This is a genomic window from Acinetobacter baylyi DSM 14961 = CIP 107474, from assembly GCF_000368685.1.
Lineage (GTDB): Bacteria > Pseudomonadota > Gammaproteobacteria > Pseudomonadales > Moraxellaceae > Acinetobacter > Acinetobacter baylyi.
Window position 1 is genome coordinate 364,160 of sequence record NZ_KB849627.1, and the last position, 17,660, is coordinate 381,819.

General features: G+C 40.9%; 14 protein-coding genes. 4 read left to right on the forward strand and 10 right to left on the reverse strand.

Translation table 11 applies throughout. From position 1 onward, the window contains the following. Window positions 1–58: 58 nt before the first annotated feature. Entirely contained in the window at window positions 59–946 is an 888-nt protein-coding gene (locus F952_RS08805) for a LysR family transcriptional regulator (RefSeq protein ID WP_011182252.1), read from the forward strand. A 3-nt stretch (window positions 947–949) separates the two neighbouring features. Here F952_RS08805 and F952_RS08810 read toward each other — a convergent pair whose 3' ends face one another. Continuing rightward, window positions 950–1,702, reverse strand: coding sequence for a class II aldolase/adducin family protein (locus F952_RS08810; protein ID WP_004925854.1), 753 nt, complete (start codon window positions 1,700–1,702; stop codon window positions 950–952). A gap of 326 nt (window positions 1,703–2,028) precedes the next feature. On the opposite strand from F952_RS08810, the gene F952_RS08815 reads away from it, so the two are divergent. Together F952_RS08815 and F952_RS08820 are read left to right on the forward strand one after the other, a co-directional pair. Then, window positions 2,029–2,589, forward strand: coding sequence for an HD domain-containing protein (locus tag F952_RS08815; RefSeq protein ID WP_004925861.1), 561 nt, complete (start codon window positions 2,029–2,031; stop codon window positions 2,587–2,589). Between the two features lie 103 nt (window positions 2,590–2,692). Then, window positions 2,693–3,865 (forward strand): hypothetical protein, encoded by a 1,173-nt coding sequence (locus tag F952_RS08820; RefSeq protein WP_004925863.1) that lies wholly within the window; start codon window positions 2,693–2,695, stop codon window positions 3,863–3,865. Window positions 3,866–4,170: 305 nt separating this feature from the next. On the opposite strand, the gene astE is transcribed toward F952_RS08820, so the two are convergent. The 5 genes from astE to F952_RS08845 are packed head-to-tail and all read right to left on the reverse strand — an operon-like array spanning window position 4,171 to window position 10,258. Then, the gene (astE, locus tag F952_RS08825) at window positions 4,171–5,148 is read right to left on the reverse strand and encodes a succinylglutamate desuccinylase (RefSeq protein WP_004925864.1); all 978 of its coding nucleotides are present in this window, start codon (window positions 5,146–5,148) and stop codon (window positions 4,171–4,173) included. A gap of 18 nt (window positions 5,149–5,166) precedes the next feature. Beyond that, window positions 5,167–6,507 (reverse strand): N-succinylarginine dihydrolase, encoded by a 1,341-nt coding sequence (gene astB, locus F952_RS08830; RefSeq protein ID WP_004925865.1) that lies wholly within the window; start codon window positions 6,505–6,507, stop codon window positions 5,167–5,169. 25 nt (window positions 6,508–6,532) lie between these two features. Then, window positions 6,533–8,002, reverse strand: a complete 1,470-nt coding sequence (gene astD, locus F952_RS08835) for a succinylglutamate-semialdehyde dehydrogenase (protein ID WP_004925866.1) — start codon at window positions 8,000–8,002, stop codon at window positions 6,533–6,535. A 2-nt stretch (window positions 8,003–8,004) separates the two neighbouring features. Beyond that, complete coding sequence (astA, locus tag F952_RS08840) at window positions 8,005–9,033, reverse strand: arginine N-succinyltransferase (RefSeq protein WP_004925871.1); 1,029 nt, start codon at window positions 9,031–9,033, stop codon at window positions 8,005–8,007. A gap of 13 nt (window positions 9,034–9,046) precedes the next feature. Continuing rightward, entirely contained in the window at window positions 9,047–10,258 is a 1,212-nt protein-coding gene (locus tag F952_RS08845) for an aspartate aminotransferase family protein (protein ID WP_004925874.1), read from the reverse strand. A gap of 138 nt (window positions 10,259–10,396) precedes the next feature. On the opposite strand from F952_RS08845, the gene F952_RS08850 reads away from it, so the two are divergent. Beyond that, window positions 10,397–10,819: an Lrp/AsnC family transcriptional regulator gene (locus F952_RS08850; RefSeq protein WP_004925879.1), complete on the forward strand. Its 423-nt coding sequence runs from the start codon at window positions 10,397–10,399 to the stop codon at window positions 10,817–10,819. A gap of 132 nt (window positions 10,820–10,951) precedes the next feature. Here F952_RS08850 and F952_RS08855 read toward each other — a convergent pair whose 3' ends face one another. Genes F952_RS08855 through cphA form a run of 4 tightly spaced genes read right to left on the reverse strand, consistent with a single transcriptional unit; the run spans window position 10,952 to window position 17,609 of the window. Further along, a complete protein-coding gene (locus F952_RS08855; RefSeq protein WP_004925890.1) occupies window positions 10,952–12,103 on the reverse strand; it encodes a succinylglutamate desuccinylase/aspartoacylase family protein in 1,152 nt (383 codons plus the stop codon). A 17-nt stretch (window positions 12,104–12,120) separates the two neighbouring features. After that, window positions 12,121–12,612, reverse strand: coding sequence for a hypothetical protein (locus tag F952_RS08860; RefSeq protein ID WP_004925891.1), 492 nt, complete (start codon window positions 12,610–12,612; stop codon window positions 12,121–12,123). Window positions 12,613–12,661: 49 nt separating this feature from the next. Further along, window positions 12,662–14,857 (reverse strand): cyanophycinase, encoded by a 2,196-nt coding sequence (locus F952_RS08865; RefSeq protein ID WP_004925892.1) that lies wholly within the window; start codon window positions 14,855–14,857, stop codon window positions 12,662–12,664. 7 nt (window positions 14,858–14,864) lie between these two features. Beyond that, window positions 14,865–17,609: a cyanophycin synthetase gene (gene cphA / locus F952_RS08870; RefSeq protein WP_004925893.1), complete on the reverse strand. Its 2,745-nt coding sequence runs from the start codon at window positions 17,607–17,609 to the stop codon at window positions 14,865–14,867. Window positions 17,610–17,660: the final 51 nt, after the last annotated feature.

Genomic DNA, 17,660 nt, shown 5'->3' on the forward strand with positions numbered 1-17,660 from the left:
TTGACATTTCTAAACTAAATAATCTATTTTAAAGATAACTTCTATGGGCAGTTATGTTATGGATCTTCAACATTTTCCTGACCTTAAGCTCCTGCGTATTTTTGAAACTGTTGTTAAAAATCAAGGTTTTGCAAACTCACAACAGGAACTTAATTTATCAACATCCGCCATCAGTACCTACATGAGTCAGCTTGAGTCCAATGTTGGGATGAAGCTATGTGAACGTGGTCGTGGGGGGTTTTCACTCACCTATAAAGGCGAACTTTATTATCAGGAGACGGTGAAACTCCTTCAGGAAATTGATAAGTTTGCGTTATACAGTGCTCAAGTCAAAGGTGAGTTAAACGGGATACTCAAAATTGGCATTTTAGACTCAATTGTGACTGAAAAGCATTTTCCAATTGATCAGATTATTGGGCAATTTTCTCAGGAAAATCCTTATATTTATATACAGCTTCAGGTTCACAGTCCATATGAACTCCAAATGGGGGTTTTAGAAAATTGTTATGATTTGGCGGTGGGTGCTTTCTTTTTAAAAATGAATGGTATTACTTATCACCCTCTGCACAAAGAGCAACATTGGTTATTTTGTAGTGACAAACATCATTTATTTGAACAACGTCATTTGACTGAAAACATGATTACGCAGGAGAAAATGGTTCGTAGGGGTTACTGGAGTCATAGTGAATTGGCTAAACATGGATTCAATAACTCATCTGCATCTGTAGAATCCATGGAAGCACAATTAATTTTGATTTTATCTGGACAATATATTGGTTATTTACCTGAACATTTTGCTCAATCATGGGTAGACCAAAAACGGCTCAAAGTGTTATTGCCATCTACCTTCGGTTATCAAGCGCCATTTTCTCTCATTATGCGACGCGGTCGCAGCAAAGATCCAATCATTCAGAAATTCCGCAATATTATGTCGAAATATATTTAGCAGCTAACGACAAAAATCTGCTTTATCTTTTTCAATCAATGATAAAGCAGCATGCCACGCATCCCAAATAATTCCCTCAGCATCATCCTGCTCAAACTGAGAAGCTGTAAATTCACATAGAGCTTCGGAAGGATAAATTAAGTTGTGTGCTGATAAAGCTTTTACCTGAATCTGACAAGCGCGCTCCAAAAAATAGATTTCATGAAATGCATGTGCGACAGACGGCCCTGCTGCTAATAAACCATGGTTCCTGAGTATCATGGCTTTGTTATTACCTAAGTCATTGACCAGTCGTTCTCGCTCTTCGAGTGATAACGCAATTCCTTCATAGCTGTGATAAGACAAACGGCGATAAAATTTGAGCGCATGTTGTGATATAGGTAATAACCCATCTTGCTGCGCAGATACAGCAATACCGTCTGCGGTATGCGTATGAATGACACAATCTAAATGCGGTTTAGCATGATGAATAGCAGAATGAATGACAAAACCCGCGACATTCACTTTCTTGCCTTGATCATAGTTTTCGACAATTTTTCCATCATGATCAATCTTGACCAAATCTGATGCGCACATATGATCAAACAAAACGCCATAACGATTAATCAAAAAATGATGAGGTTCATCTGGCACGCGTAAGCTGATATGCGTGTCAATCAAATCGGTCATTTTATAATATGCGATTAAGCGATAAAGGGCTGCCAGTTGACAGCGTGCCTCCCATTCAACTGGATTAATGGCGAAATGTTGATTCATTCAATGCTCTCTTACTCAAAATATTTAGTACTCGATTTTTAAAAACCCGATCTCATACTTATCATCGTTGATTTTTTACTTCTGCTGATTCGTATTTACTGAATCTCATTCAAAAATTCAGAATTTAATTTATAAAAAATATTATGTATAAGATGTTAAAGCACTTGCGAAAGTTAAAAATTGAACAGCGCTGAGTTTTGATGTTTTAATTTTATCAAATATTAAAGCGTTTAATAAATTATTTTGCCAAGAGAGCTACCACTATTCGTTACTTATAAATTTTCAAAAAATCATTTGGGTTTTTAAAAGATTTTAGGCAAATGTAAATGAAAAAAGCTAAATTCACCAGTATCGATCAAATGACTACAGATGAGTGGCAAATAATTGAAGCATTTGAAATGCAGGAAATTAAGAAATTACCTGAAATGATTATCGAACAATTAAAGTTATTAGGCAAAGGACATCATCAGCCATATTTAATTGATCGATTACAACATTCTTTGCAAACAGCCACTCGTGCTTACAAGGATAATGCCTCTGAAGAGATGGTTATCGCAGCCTTAATTCATGATATTGGTGATAATTTGGCGGCTTATAATCATGCAAGCTTTGCAGCAGCCCTAATACAACCTTATGTCACTGAGAAGACTTATTGGATCGTAAAGCACCATGACATTTTTCAAGGATATTATTACTGGGATGTTTTAGGTTTAGATAAAAATTCTCGAGATAAATTCAAAAGTCATCCTTATTTTGATGAGTGTGATTACTTTTGTCGAGAATGGGATCGTCCCTCATTTGACCCAGACTATGAAACTATGTCATTGGAAGACTTCACCCCCATGATTGAAAGAATTTTCACAAGAAAACCATATTCAGTTTATTAATTTACCAACGGTTTATACGTCAGTTTTTTCACAAGTACCTCGTTTAATTGATGTGCAAAACGAGATTGAGATTTTATTTTTTAAGCAATAGGGGACTAAAATTATGCAATATCGTACATTTAAATGTTCACTAACATTTTTGGCTTTTTGGAGTTTTGCTCAAGCTGGCTATTCTGCCGATCTGAGTATTGGAGATGCAAAATCAGTTGAAGGTGAGCTCAAGCTTTCTGGTTTTCTAAGAGCAAAATATGAGGACAAAAGCTGGTCTAAAAACGATCAAAAACTGACTTTTGATGCCGCAAAAATCAATATCGACTATCAATCATCTTTAATGTTTGGACATATCGAATATCGTTGTTATCAATACGATAAACTTTGTGATTTCTCTGCACTTGTAGATGGTTACTTAGGCTATAAGATCAATGAAACTGACAAAGTTACGGTTGGTTTACAAAACATGCCATTTGGCCCAGGTCGCTTCTGGGAAAGCAATAATTATGGAGGCATTGTTACTCAAGTCGGACTTGAAGATGTGCATAATGTCGGGATTAATTATCGTACCAATCTTTTTTCAAATACAGATGTAGATCTAGGTTTCTTCCCAATTGATGGCGGTCACTATCATGGAAAAAGTGTAGATTCAGCACGTTATTCGTCTAACTTTGTCAAACCTGATCCAAACAGTGAAATTCAAACTTATCTCAAAGAAGAAAACATGTGGATAGCGCGGGTCAATCATAAATTTAAATTTGATGATCCAGCTTTCTCTGCTTCATTAGGGGGTTCATATTGGTTTTCAGACATTAAAAATAAAACCTATAATGACACGGGTCGTCACAAAGCTTGGGCGTTATTTAGCCAGTTAGGTTATCAGGATTTTCAAGTTACCTTAACAGGTGGTCATCATAAAATTGACAACAAAGATCCATTAAATCCGAATGTATCCGTAGCAGGTTCATTTGATTATTATAATTACTTGGCAAATGAAGGTCATTTCTATACAGCCGATATCAGCTATACATTTAAGGATGTCGGAAAAATTGGAAAAATTACACCTTATGCAATGTATAGTGCTTATGACAAAACAGGCAGCTATAAAACCTCAACACGTAATATTATTGGAGTATCAGTCGACCACAAAAATCTTGGATTTACGGCTGAATACATTATGGGTAAAAATGACCTATTAATTGGTGGAGATGAGTACTCTTTGGTGCAAGGTAATGATAATAAAACCCAGCATTTATTGAAAATGACTGCTGCTTATTTCTTTTAATATTTTAGAGTTTAATCCGCACTATTAATTATCATCCATACTGATAAATTAAACATGATTGATTTGTTTTAATAAAAACTAAATCTTTATTAACTCATTCAAATCCTGTTCAAGCCGATGTTGCCACATATGGACATCGGCTTGTTTCAACATCAAATACCAATTTTATATAAAATAAAACGATAAATCGATGTTGTAACTGGAATCCCTTTTTTTATTCAATTCTGATCTAAAGAATGAGGTATCACCGAATCGAGTGCTCTTAATAGAGCGAACCATTCATTCCCAAAATACCAATATAGCGTTTATTTGCTCATTTCTTGCAAAATCAGCCCAGCTCTTAACCCTTTTGCTACATTGACATTAGGAAATAGAATTCTTACTTCATGCTCATGTGCAATGTAATTTTGACTTTGTTGTGTAGCAATAACATCCCCTTGATGAAAAAGAGAAAAATTGGGCGCAGAAGACTTTAGATTTAATTGAAAATCATCATCTTTTTTCAAAATTGATTCTATGACTTTAAATCGACGAATTGGGGTTTTGTGTCTTGAGGGCAAAGCTTCATCTGCAATTAGAACCCGTAATACACGATCAATTGCCACAAACTGACTTAAGTCATTTTGACCGAAGGGCTTTGCCTGTCCCAATTCCAAAGTAGCACTGGCTGCCTGACAATACGCCCCACTAAAATGGCTAAAGGTTTTTCCAGCAGTATTATGAAAAACCACAGCGTCTAAATCGGCTGCATTTAAGCTATTTAAAAGTAGCGGATCATGGACATGTTCAAGATGAGGCAATAGCGCAAAAGTAGGTAACAACGATGCTCTTATAGCTGTATGTAAGTCATAGTGATAGCGCTTGGCAGTAGAACAACCTTGTTCAAAAAAAATCTGAACGTGCTGTTCTAGCCTCTCAGCACGCTGGGTCTCCACAGATGGCTCTAGCTGCTGATATCCACCACAAAACATCCGATTCATATCATATTCGATATAGCGTTGACCCGTGCGTATCGCGTTAGGATTGCCCAGTACCAAAAGCAAGCGAACATTTAGGGTGAGGCTTGCTTGAAATACATCCTGATAGATGTGTTCAAGCAGCTCAATGGGCGCAGTTTCATTACCGTGTATTCCTGCTGATAGAACGATGCTTTTTTCATAGCCATGATGGGGCGTTAAACAAATAACGCCCTCATCTTGCCATTGCCATGAAAAATTATGGTTTTCACCTTGTAATGCGTGAGGAAATTGCTGGCTCAATACTGAATGAAGAAAATGTGTCATTGGCTCATGCTTCCCATTCTATTGTTGAAAATGATAGACCGAGCCCAGATTTAAAATTTGGGTCAATTCATCCAATGCACTACGACTTTCGATCAATAATGCAGGATCTGCCAAATCTTGATGTGAGAGCTGATCACGATAACGCCGATCAACCCAAGTATTTAGACGTGCAAACAATGCATCGTTCATCAGTACATTGTGATTAATCGCATTGAACTCTGCGTCATTCACTGCGACACGTAAACGTAAACATGCAGGTCCACCACCATTACGCATACTTTCACGCAAATCAAAAACTTTGATCTGATCGACAGGTGTTCCCATCTGAATCATGTCATTCAGATATGACCATACCGCAAGGTTTTGACGAGATTCTTCTGGTACAACAATAGTCATACCACCATCAGGACGCGTAATCAATTGACTATTAAATAAATAAGTCGATACCGCATCTCCGACACTGACCCGTTGATCTGGCACTTCAATGGCAATCAAGTCTTGTTCTAACAGTGCCATTTTTTCACGAATTTCATTAAGCGCCTGAGCTTGATTGAAAAAAGCTTTTTGATGATGAAATAAAACTTGCTGGTTACTTACTGCAATCACATCGTTATGAAATACACCTTCATCAATCACATCAGGATTTTGCTGAACAAATACAGTGCGATTTGAGTCAAGTTGGTGTAATCGTGCAACGGCCTGACAGGCTTCTAGAGACTGACGCGCTGGATAACGCTTGGGTGCAACTTGACCACCTAGAAATTGTTGACCATATACAAACACCTGAACAGCAGCAGAATCGTAAGGACCACCTAAACGATTATGATTGGCAGCGCCTTCATCACCGAATAAAGCGACTGGCGGTAACGCTAAGTGATGCGCAAAATAGCGCTCATCACGAAAAATCGCAGCCAGAATTTGACTCGTTGTTTCATGTTCGATTGAACGATGAAATTTGTTATTCAAATTTGCGGCAGTAAAATGAACACGACCATCAGCACTATCTGCCGAAGGTGAAACGGTTGCAGCATTTGCAGTCCACATACATGAAGCTGAACTCAAAGCCGATAGTAACTCTGGCGAAGTGCGCATGGCTTGAGTAATGACAGCGTGATCATCTCCACCAAAGCCCAGCTTACGTAAGCTGGGTACATGCGGACGCTCCTGTGGCGCTAGAACGCCCTGCTTCATGCCCATATCTGCCAATGCTTTCATCTTTAGCAGTCCTTGTTTGGCTGCAAGCTTAGGATTAGAAAGATGATTACGGTTTTTGGTCGATGCTTCATTGCCAAACGACAAACCTGCATAGTGATGTGTCGGGCCAACTAAACCATCAAAATTAATTTCATAACCAGACATTTTTAACTCCATTTCTGTTGACTCACTACAGCACAATGCCTGGTGATAATTTTTCTGGCAGACTCAACTGCTCACTCTCTAAAGAAGCCATCGGCCACGCACAATAATCCGCAGCATAAAAAGCATTCGCACGATGGTTTCCAGATGCTCCGACACCACCAAAAGGTGCGGCACTAGACGCACCTGTTAAAGGCTTGTTCCAATTGACAATTCCTGCACGTGCCTCGATCAACATACGCTCAAATAATGCTCGTTTTGGTGAAACCAAACCAACAGATAAGCCAAAACGTGTGCTATTGGCCAGTTTCAATGCTTCATCAAAATCGTCATAACGATAAATACAGGTCAATGGTCCAAAATATTCTTCATCTGGGATATCTGGCACAGCCGTTACATCTAAAATGGCAGGCGAAACTAATGCGCTATTTTCACGTAGTTGTTTCATTTCCAAGAGACTACGCGCCCCTAAATCAATCAGATTTTGTTGAGCTTTTAATAATGCTTCGGCAGCTTTGACTGAAATCACACCGCCCATGAAAGGTTGCGGTTCTGCATCCCAATCACCAATCACAAGATCACGAGCCACCTCAATAAAACGCTGAATAAATGCATCGCCAGCTTGACCATTTTTAATGATTAAACGCCTTGCACAGGTACAACGCTGACCTGCCGAGATAAACGCAGACTGGATTGCAAGATGAACCACAGCATCGATATCATCTATATCCTCAATAATCAGTGCGTTGTTTCCGCCCATTTCCAAGGCCAGAATTTTTTCAGGTGCGCCAGCAAGCTGACGATGTAACTGATAACCCGTAGATGCACTTCCAGTAAATAATACGCCATCAATGTGCTCCGATTGTGCCAGAGCAATCCCTGTCTCTCGGCTACCTTGTAGCAAATTCAACACAGCATTTGGTAATCCTGCCTGTTGCCAAAGTTTAACGGTTGCTTCAGCAGTCCACGGCGTCAGTTCACTGGGTTTAAACACAACAACATTCCCTGCAATTAATGCAGGAACGATATGACCATTGGGTAAATGTCCTGGAAAATTATAAGGACCAAATACCGCCATCACCCCATGTGGACGATGCCTTAATGATGCTGCACCATCTGCCATTTCAGTTATGCTTTTACCTGTACGCTGATGATACGCACGAATGGAAATGGCCACCTTCGCCACCATTGACTGGACTTCTGTCAATGTTTCCCAAAGTGGTTTACTGGTTTCCTGACTAATAATCTTTGCTAAAGCTTCTTTATTTTGTTCGAGTAACAGCGCAAAACGTTCAATAATTGCAATACGATTTGTTAGTGACGTTGTAGCCCATTGAGGAAAGGCTTGTCTTGCGGCCTCGCATGCCTGCTCAACTTGTTGCGCTGTAGCTTCATTTCCCTGCCATACCACCTGTTGTGAAACAGGGTTGCACGTATTCCAAGATTTGCCCTGTCCCTGCACCCAGTTTCCATCAATCCATAAATTTGCGTGTGACATGATTATTGCTCCGTCGTATTTAATGGCAAAATACGAATTTTTTGTCCTTCTTCTACATTCAATAAGCTGGCCTGTTGATGACTCAACTCAATGTATTCGGCATCAAGTGAAGAATGGATCAGAATTGCCCGATACTCTTGATAAGTATCATTGGCAACCAGATAAGGTGCTTCATCTTGCTGGGTTGAATTCGTCAGTTTAATAGGTAAAAGTTGACTTTCCTTTACCGCTCTGAGATAACAGATTTCAGCTTCAAGCGTAGGGCCAGCATCAAAAATATCGACGTATCCTTGGTATCGTAGGCCTTCACTTTCTAGTACATGGCTGGCAGGTTTAGAATGTGGATGCACCGCCCCAATGACACCTTGCACATCTGCTGAAAGTAAATCCACATAGATTGGAAATCGTGGCATTAACTCTGCAATAAAAGCTTTTTGACCAACACCGCTCAAATAATCTGCAGTGGCAAAATCCATATTGAAAAACTGATAACCAATGGCATCCCAAAATGGAGAACGCCCCGATTCATCTGAATAACCGCGCATTTCAGCGATGATTTTGGGCTGAAAAAATTCATGGAAAGCAGCAATGAATAAAAAACGGATTTTTGATAAAAGTTTTCCATTCAGGTTTTTGCGATAAGCCTCATCTAAAAACAAAGTACATAATTCACTGCTCCCTGTCAGATCATTGCTTAAAAAAAGCGTATTGAGTGTTTTATAAACATTCAAATTTTTACACGCATGCACCTGCTTGCCGACATGATAATTATAAAATGGTTCGCTCAGACCAACAGCAACCTCAATGGCGCTCACCCCCACTACACGCTTATCTTCAATATCTTCAAGAACAAATAGATATCCTTGTTCACTTCGAGGGCATTCACCCAGCAAGGTTTTTCGTGTGCGTTCAATTCTGGAAAATAAGATTTCACGATTGGCTGGCAAAGAGGTTAAGCCGACGCCAGATTTCTCTGCCAAGATGAAGATATCATCCAGATCGCGGAACTCTGCATGTCTAACGATCAACATAATGAGCGACCTTTTATTGATGTACAGCCACAAATTGAGACAGAGCTCGACCAAAGCGTTGTAAACCTTCTGAAATTTCTTGTTCAGAAATCACTAAAGAAGGTGTAAAACGCACTACATTTGGCCCAGCAATCAAGGCAAGAAGCCCTTCGGCACCTGCTAATGTGACAATGTCTTTTGCTTTACCTGCATATTCAGGTCTGAGTACACAGCCTAGCAATAGACCTTGCCCACGAATTTCCTGAAATACAGCATAGGTATGATTGAGTTGCTCAAGTTCATCAATAAACTGCTGTGAACGTTGTTTGACACCATCTAAAACATCGGCCGTGTTAATAAAATTGAAGACAGCCCCAGCAACCGCACAGGCCAGAGGATTACCTCCATAGGTTGTACCATGGTCACCCACCACAAACACATTGGCATATTGATCTGTCGTGATCATGGCGCCAATAGGAAAACCACCACCCAATGCTTTGGCAGTCGTCAAAATATCGGGGACAACACCCGTATTCATATAGGCATACAATGCACCTGTACGTCCTACGCCAGTTTGAACTTCATCAAAAATTAATACCGCACCTGTTTCATCACACAAACGACGCAAACCTTTTAAAAACTCAAGATCGGCTGGAAGGACACCACCCTCGCCCTGAATCGGTTCCACAATCACAGCGCAGGTTTGATCATCAATCACTGCCGCCGCTGCATTTAAATCATTGAATGCCACATGTTCAATCCCTGCGGGTAAAGGGGCAAAATCTTGAGAATATTTTGGCTGTCCGCCTGCGGTTACGGTAAATAACGTACGGCCATGAAAGGCATTATTAAAAGCCACGATTTTACTTTTATTTTTAGATAGCCCAATCTTGCGCGCTAACTTAAGCGCAGCCTCATTTGCCTCGGCGCCTGAATTACAGAAAAATACCTTATCGGCAAAAGTGTGATCGACCAATTGTTTCGCCAAAGCCAACACAGGTTCATTGGTATAACCGTTACCAATGTGCCAAAGTTTTTGACCTTGTTCGATTAAAGCATTGACCGCAATAGGATGTGCATGACCTAAAGCATTGACTGCAATCCCCCCCGCAAAATCGATATATTCTTTGTCGTCCTGATCCCAAAGACGAGAACCTTGGCCACGTACAGGAATGAATTGAGCTGGTGCAAATACTGGCACCATAAATTGATTAAAGTCCTGACGATTCAGATGATGTATGCTCATGATGCCCTCGTAATCCAATTTGGTCTGTTACGTGTTCTTTGATATTGACTAGTATGAAAAATCAATTTGATTTAAAAAAGTTGTTATTATGATTAAATTGATACAATATTAGACACATTGAATAGCGATTAAATCAAAATGAATGATACAGATAGCCAAATTTTGGGTTTACTACGAGATAATGCACGCATGTCGGTGACTGATCTGGCAGCCAAGGTCAAAGTATCACGGGCAACGATTCAGAAGCGAATCGAATACATGGAGAATCAAGGCATTATTACTGGCTATACCGTCAGAATAAAACCGAATTCTGAACAAAACATGATTCGTGCCTGGATGAATATTATGGTAGAGGGAAATAAAGCCAGTGCGGTGATTCGAGAATTGAGAATTGACCCTGCTGTGCATACGCTGCATACCACCAATGGCAAATGGGATCTTCTGGTTGAATTAAAATCTGAAAATTTGGCGAGTTTTGACAAGATATTAGAGAGAATCCGAACCATTAACGGAATTTATAATACTGAAACAAGTATTTTACTATCGACCTATAAGGCGTGATTTGGTCTATATGACTTTCAGAAATTGATGAAGTATCAATCAATTGAATTTAAATAGCATACTTGGTTACGCAACTGAAATGTTAAAAGATCACGACCAGAATTTGATCTGATCGTGATCCCAGCGGTAGATTTATTCAGTCAATAAAAATCCTTTCCGTTCAGGCAAAGGTTCTTTACCTGCAATTTTCCCAATCACTTTATTCGGATAAGCATAGGTCTGACTATGGCGCGCAAAAAGTACGCCATCTGTGTGTGCCAGAATATCAACGGTTTCTCCAATCGGATCAACAATACTGACCACTTTATCACCAGACCGTACAAAATCACCCAATCGATTGTGATACACGATTAATCCTTGACACGGCGCTTTGAGTTGCTGCATGGCTTCGAGTAATGTTCCCTCACAAGCGAGTTGAGGAAGCTCGCCCACATGAACATCTTCAATAAAACCACGCCGTATCAGAATTCTAAATAAAGCTTCAGCTTGATCCTGAGCAAGACGTAAATCGACTTCATCATTGCTGCCGAGTTCAAATGTGGCAGACTGACAGGCCAGTGGGATTGGATAATCTGGAAATGCTCTAGACAGGTTCATCCACGGTGCACTACATGCTTCATCAAATGGATGACCTCCAGATTCTTCGGCAAGCAATACCGCACGTGCATCAATTTCAGCCGCCACATCATGCATTGCTGGCCAGAGCGGTGTCAGCGTATACATATGACATTGCGCTTGGTTATCTGCATGTAAATCCAGTACTAAATCTGCATCACAGGATTCACTGATTAGCTTGTGCCTTAACACATCTACCGCTTGTTCTGGCTTTAACTCAGACAATGCGCTGCGCATTGTTTTTCGAATGACATCGATATTGTGTTCGGCATTCTCGGTCAGTTGTCCATCAAGCTTTTCAACTGTTAATTGACACAAGTCTGGATAGTCGCGATTAAAATTAGTACCAGTTTGATGATCAAAGCGCCCAAGCAAGAAGCCATCTTTCCATTGGCTTAAACCAATTGGATTGGCTTGGGGAATAATCACAATTTCGCCTTTAATCCGATTACGTCTGGCTGCCTCATCCAGTAAATCTCTCAGATACTTTAATGCCAACATACCTGGAAATTCATCCGCATGCAGACCTGCCTGCAAATAAGCCTTTGGCGCCGAATTTTCTTGACCATAACGAAATATGGTCACTTGCCTTTGAATACCATCTTGGTCCGCAGGTAACAGAAAATTCTCACAAGCACTTGTCTGAGCCTGAGCACTTTCTTTAACCATATGCTTTCACCATTTTTTCATATTGATTTATCTTGATCAGACTCTGGCACTTGTTCAACCTGTGCAGATTCTGGCATCGCATCTTCAGTTGCAACTGTTTCTGCGTCTACATCTATTGTATCTTCAGTCTCAATAATTGGGTCTTCTTCAAGCTCGGGCGCAGTATCCAGATCAAAAAGCGCGACCTCATAATATTCGGCACATGCCTGATGCAAACTTTCACTTAAGCTTAAACCCTGCTGTGTGCTCTGAATCACGCCAGGTGCCAGTTTACCCACTGAAGGTAAATCACGCACATCGACATAATAAGTGTATAAATAATCGGAAACTTGCTGCTCTAATTGTTCTGAATCTGCTTCAGTGTCTACAGCCGCCAATTGAGCAATTGCCTCAATCACTGCAAAATTAGAAGTGACCCACTTCCCACCTGCTTTCTGTGCTTGTATCAATTTACCAGTAGCAGTTTCGTTATTGACTAAGTCAGCGATTGTTTTTGCATTTAAATACATATTTTACGACCTTATTAAATCATGATAATGGATGAGATCGTTGAAAACATTAGCCACGACGATCCATGGTACTTGCCAGAGTTAAAGTTCCAGAGCCATCTTCATGCGCAGTAAATTCAATCGTGATTGAACCGCGTAAGTAAGTTTCGCCCCATGTTTCATTTCTTTCGTCATTACGACATTCATAAATGAGATCAATAATTAATTCGCGGAGTAAATTATTCGCCAAGTTAATCGTCTGTTTTCGATGAATCATTCCTTTTTCTAAATCAATCACATCACCTGGCTGTGCATAATGGATTTTCATTTCTGGTGATATAAACTCATCACTACTCGATCTCACTAATCTAGGATTAGTTTCAATCAGAACGACGCCTTTATCACCAATAACCTCCAAGGTTTTATTGTCATTGGTTGCAATCAAGCCACTATCTTCACAAATGCCAAGACCATATTTGACACCTTCTTCAGCACAAGCGACCACTAACCGTCCTAAACGGCGTGAGTTTGCCAGATTTTGATCAATAATCGCTGTTCCAAATAAACCAAGACCTTCTTGTAACACCAGCCCTCTACGTCCTAAGTCAGAAGCGATGCCATATTTCAATGCCTCCCAAGAGCTCCCACCAGCCACCATGAAACCCGACATGGCAGATGCTGCGCCACCGATTGCAATAATAGGTTTACCTACTGCCCATGCTGCTGTGATCACCTGCAATACGGGTGTGACTTCACTACGCATTAACAATGCCTCAATCAAACGAATCTGATTTCCGCCCGTAATCAGGATGGTCTGCATGCGTTGTAATCGATCGAGTACGTCTTGATCACGATTGACCTGATCAATATTGTCGATGGTGATATCAAAATATTCGGCATTCACGCCATAGCTTTCTAGCGCACGTATATACTCATATGCATCGCTACGTGGTGAAGCTGAAGCACATGCAATAATACCCACCGAACCCTGACAAATCTCTGCCATAGTTCGCATTAAAGAACTGGCACTACTGCGCACAGGATTCGCACCCAGTAAAATCATCCGTGCTTCACGGCCTACCGATAATCCATAATTGCGTGATAATGTTGCGCCCTGCCACGTGTCGATATTTTTTTGATCGACCATCTGCTCTTTTTTCAAAGAAGCAGTAAAGCCCAATGCAGTAATACGTGTTGCATTATTACGTACTGCAATCAACGATTGAGAGCTGATTTGTCTTTGTAACTCAACAATGGTCATCATTTGATGAATAGGTTCAACTGCACGTGCACTGTCGAAACAGTAAAAGGCTGGATCACCAAGCACTAATCTAGAAAGCAAGTCATATAAAGTATAAGCTCCAAAAACATTACGCACAGAGCATGAAGGCGCACGGTAAACAATGTCTTTTTCAGCGACTTCGACTTTGTCTTGTGCAACATGAACCATGCCTGTATCAAGATCAATCGAATCGCCATCATCCAAATAGCTAAACTGAATGTTTCTAATATTCTGATGATCATCTATGCGGATGCCATCAGTATCAATAATAAAGACACCATATTCACCCGTGACCCATGCATGATCACCCATAACAAACAAGGCAGTATTTTCGTCAATGCCAAATCCATAACGTGTTTTGCTATTTAATAGCGCAATCAGTAAACGGCCAAAACGCCCACGCTTAATAAAATGCTGATCAACAATACCCTGTTTGAAAAAGTCTAGCCCCTGATCCAATAACAGACCAGCTTGATCTGGATCTGTAACCAATCCAAATGACGTTGCCTCCAGCGATGTACCTCCCACGATCATCAGTGACGACATCATGGCGGCACCTGCACTTGATCCTGCAATCAAACCACCTTGCTGATGCAGCGATCTGAGTTTTTCTAACAGTGGTGTCGCCTTTCCTTGAGGTGCCAGTGCATCTGCAATGAAAATCTGGTTGCCACCTGTGAAGAATACGCTGCCATATTCTTCAAGTAATTGTAGGATATGCGGGTCATAAGCAACTGTTGCACAGTTCTCAACAGATAGAGGCACTAAAGTCACGTCAAAACCCCATTGTCGAAATATTTCAACAGTTTCAGGCCCAACCACTTCTGGCTCAGCAGAAGCAGTTGGAAAAACTAATATTTTACCTTTTGATAATTGATGCATCATCTGATAAATGTCTGCATTATTATCTTCTAAACGCCCACCGATAATCGCCAGCTTGGGCTCATGGTTCATGGTGCTTAGTCGTTCCTGTGTGATAGACATCTAAGCATTAACCTCTTGGTAAGATCATTACACCACGATCGTTGCTCACTGCATGATATCCCTCAGGAATATCAAAACCCTGTTCCGCGATTTTTAACTCTAATGTTTCATGATCATTTTCAATATTAAATTCTGGTGTGAAATGAACAATCTGTTTCCATGAACGCGTAATGTTTTCACAGAAGAACAATACTAAATCATCTACTTGAGCTTCTGTTAACACAGCCGCCAGTGAATCTTCTTCTTGCTCAACAATATGAATCCTGGATTCGGGAACACCTAACTGAATTAAGGCATCACGCATAATTTTTGGTGTTTCATCAGGCGCACGACCACGTAAGTCATCATCACGGTGGCAATAATATTCATCAAAATGCCCCGCAACTTTAGCAGCAATCGCAACAACATCTTCATCACGACGATCCCCTGGACAGGTGACCCCCAGTAAACGACGACCTCTCGGGTTTAAACGATCAACAAGTTCTGTCATTGCACCGACTGCGGCTTCATTGTGTCCGTAATCTAAAATCACACGGAAACCATGTTTATCAAATACATTCATACGCCCTGGAGACTGAAAGAAAGTATTATCAAAAGTACGTAAACCAATACGAATCTGATCTAAATTTTTACCTAATGCGTACGCCATACCTGCGGCAAACATCGCATTTTCAACATTATGAATTGCCTTGCCTTCCAGAGTAGCAGGAATTAAATGAGTCCAGATGAGTGGAATTTGGGTTCCATTTTCATAAATAACAATCTGATCGCCATTCAAACCTTTTTCTAATACAACAGCACGTTTGCCTAATCGAATATGCTCACGCACCAATTTATTTTCAGCATCGCGTGTCACATACATAATATGTTTAGCAGGTGAATGACCTGCCATTTTCAGGGTATAGGCATTGTCTGCATTCAAGACCACAGTGTCTTTTGTCACTTCCGCAATAACACGTTTAACTTCGGCCAAACCATCTAGCGTATCAACGCCACCCAAGCCCAAATGATCGGACGAAACATTCAACACCGCACCAACATCACAGAACTGATAACCAAGTCCTGAACGAACAATACCACCACGAGCTGTTTCAAGCACTGCAATATCTACCGATGGATCACGTAACACCATTTTTGCAGACACTGGGCCTGTCATATCGCCTTTAACCGTTACATTCCCATCAATATACACCGCATCAGTCGAGGTTTGCCCGACCACATGACCTGCCATTTTCAAAATATGAGCCAACATGCGCGAACAGGTGGTTTTACCATTGGTTCCAGTAATTGCTGCAATAGGCACACGGCTTTGGCTACCTTGTGGGAACAACATATCCATAATCTTGCCACCGACATCACGCGAAGGCCCTTCAGATGGTGAAATATGCATGCGCAAACCTGGACCTGCATTCACCTCACAAATCCCGCCACCAATATCACGATAGCTTTTGGTAATATCCGTGGTCAGAAAATCTACGGCACCAATGTCCAAGCCAACTGCACGGATCGCTCGTTCAGCCATCAGTTTGTTTTCTGGATGGATGGTATCCGTGACATCAATTGCGGTGCCGCCAGTTGAAATGTTTGCTGTACGACGTAAATAAACCACTTCATCTTTCGCTGGAATACTGTCTTTGTCGTACCCTTTTTCGGCTAATAATTTAAGCGCTTGCTCATCAAGTTCAATTTTAGTCAGCATGTTTTCGTGTCCAACGCCACGACGAGGATCCTGATTGACAATTTCAATCAGTGCTTCGACGTTGTGTTTTCCATCACCAACAATATGACCTGGTACACGGCGTGCGGCCGCAACCAGTTCACCATTTACCACCAGTAAACGATGGTCATCCCCATATAACATGCTTTCGACAATGACAGCACTGCCTTCACTCATCGCAATATCAAACGCAGCTTCAACCGCCTCATCTGTGGTCAGGTTGACACTCACACCTCGTCCATGATTACCATCCAGTGGTTTAAGTACCACAGGAAACCCAACGCGTCTTGCCGCACGAACAGCATCATCAATGTCATAAACCACACGTTGTTTAGGCACAGGTAAACCTAGATCCTGCAACAACTGATTACAAACATTCTTATCACCTGCTATTTCTACAGCAATATGAGAAGTACCACTGGTGAGAGCCGCTTCAATACGTTTTTGATACTTCCCTTGGCCGACCTGAATCAAGCTTGCATCATTTAAACGATACCACGGAATATTACGTTCTTCGGCTGCTTGAACCAATGCCAATGCTGATGGCCCTAAAGCAAACCGATCTGCATAGCGTAAGAAACCTTTGACATCCCGATTTAAATCAATTTGATCACCTGCTTCGTGTGCTTTTGCCAATGCAACCAGCATGTCACACACTACTTCGCCCGCTTCAATACCAATTTCTTCTGATTCATAACTGTATAAAATCTCAGTTTCATCCTCATGACAGTAAGCACTAAATGCAGCTCCTCCTTTCTGACCAGCAAGGCGCTGTAAATGCAACGCCAGAATAGCCACAAGCTCTCCAATCTGTTGCTGAGGAGCTTGTCTTAATTCCTCTAATTTATGCTGAAGCTTTGCATCTTGCTCTGTTTTTAATGTGGGGATCACTTTTTCCAGATTTTCTAACACCTCTGATCCCATAGAGGCCAATTGAGTTATATAATGCGGATTTAAATCAATCACCAAACGAATCAAAGGAATGCTTGCATAGACATTAGGACCGACGTAGACCGATGTTGATATGATATTCACTTGATTTTACCTCACTCTAGTATTTCGTATTCTTTCTGATATGTCGTGCTA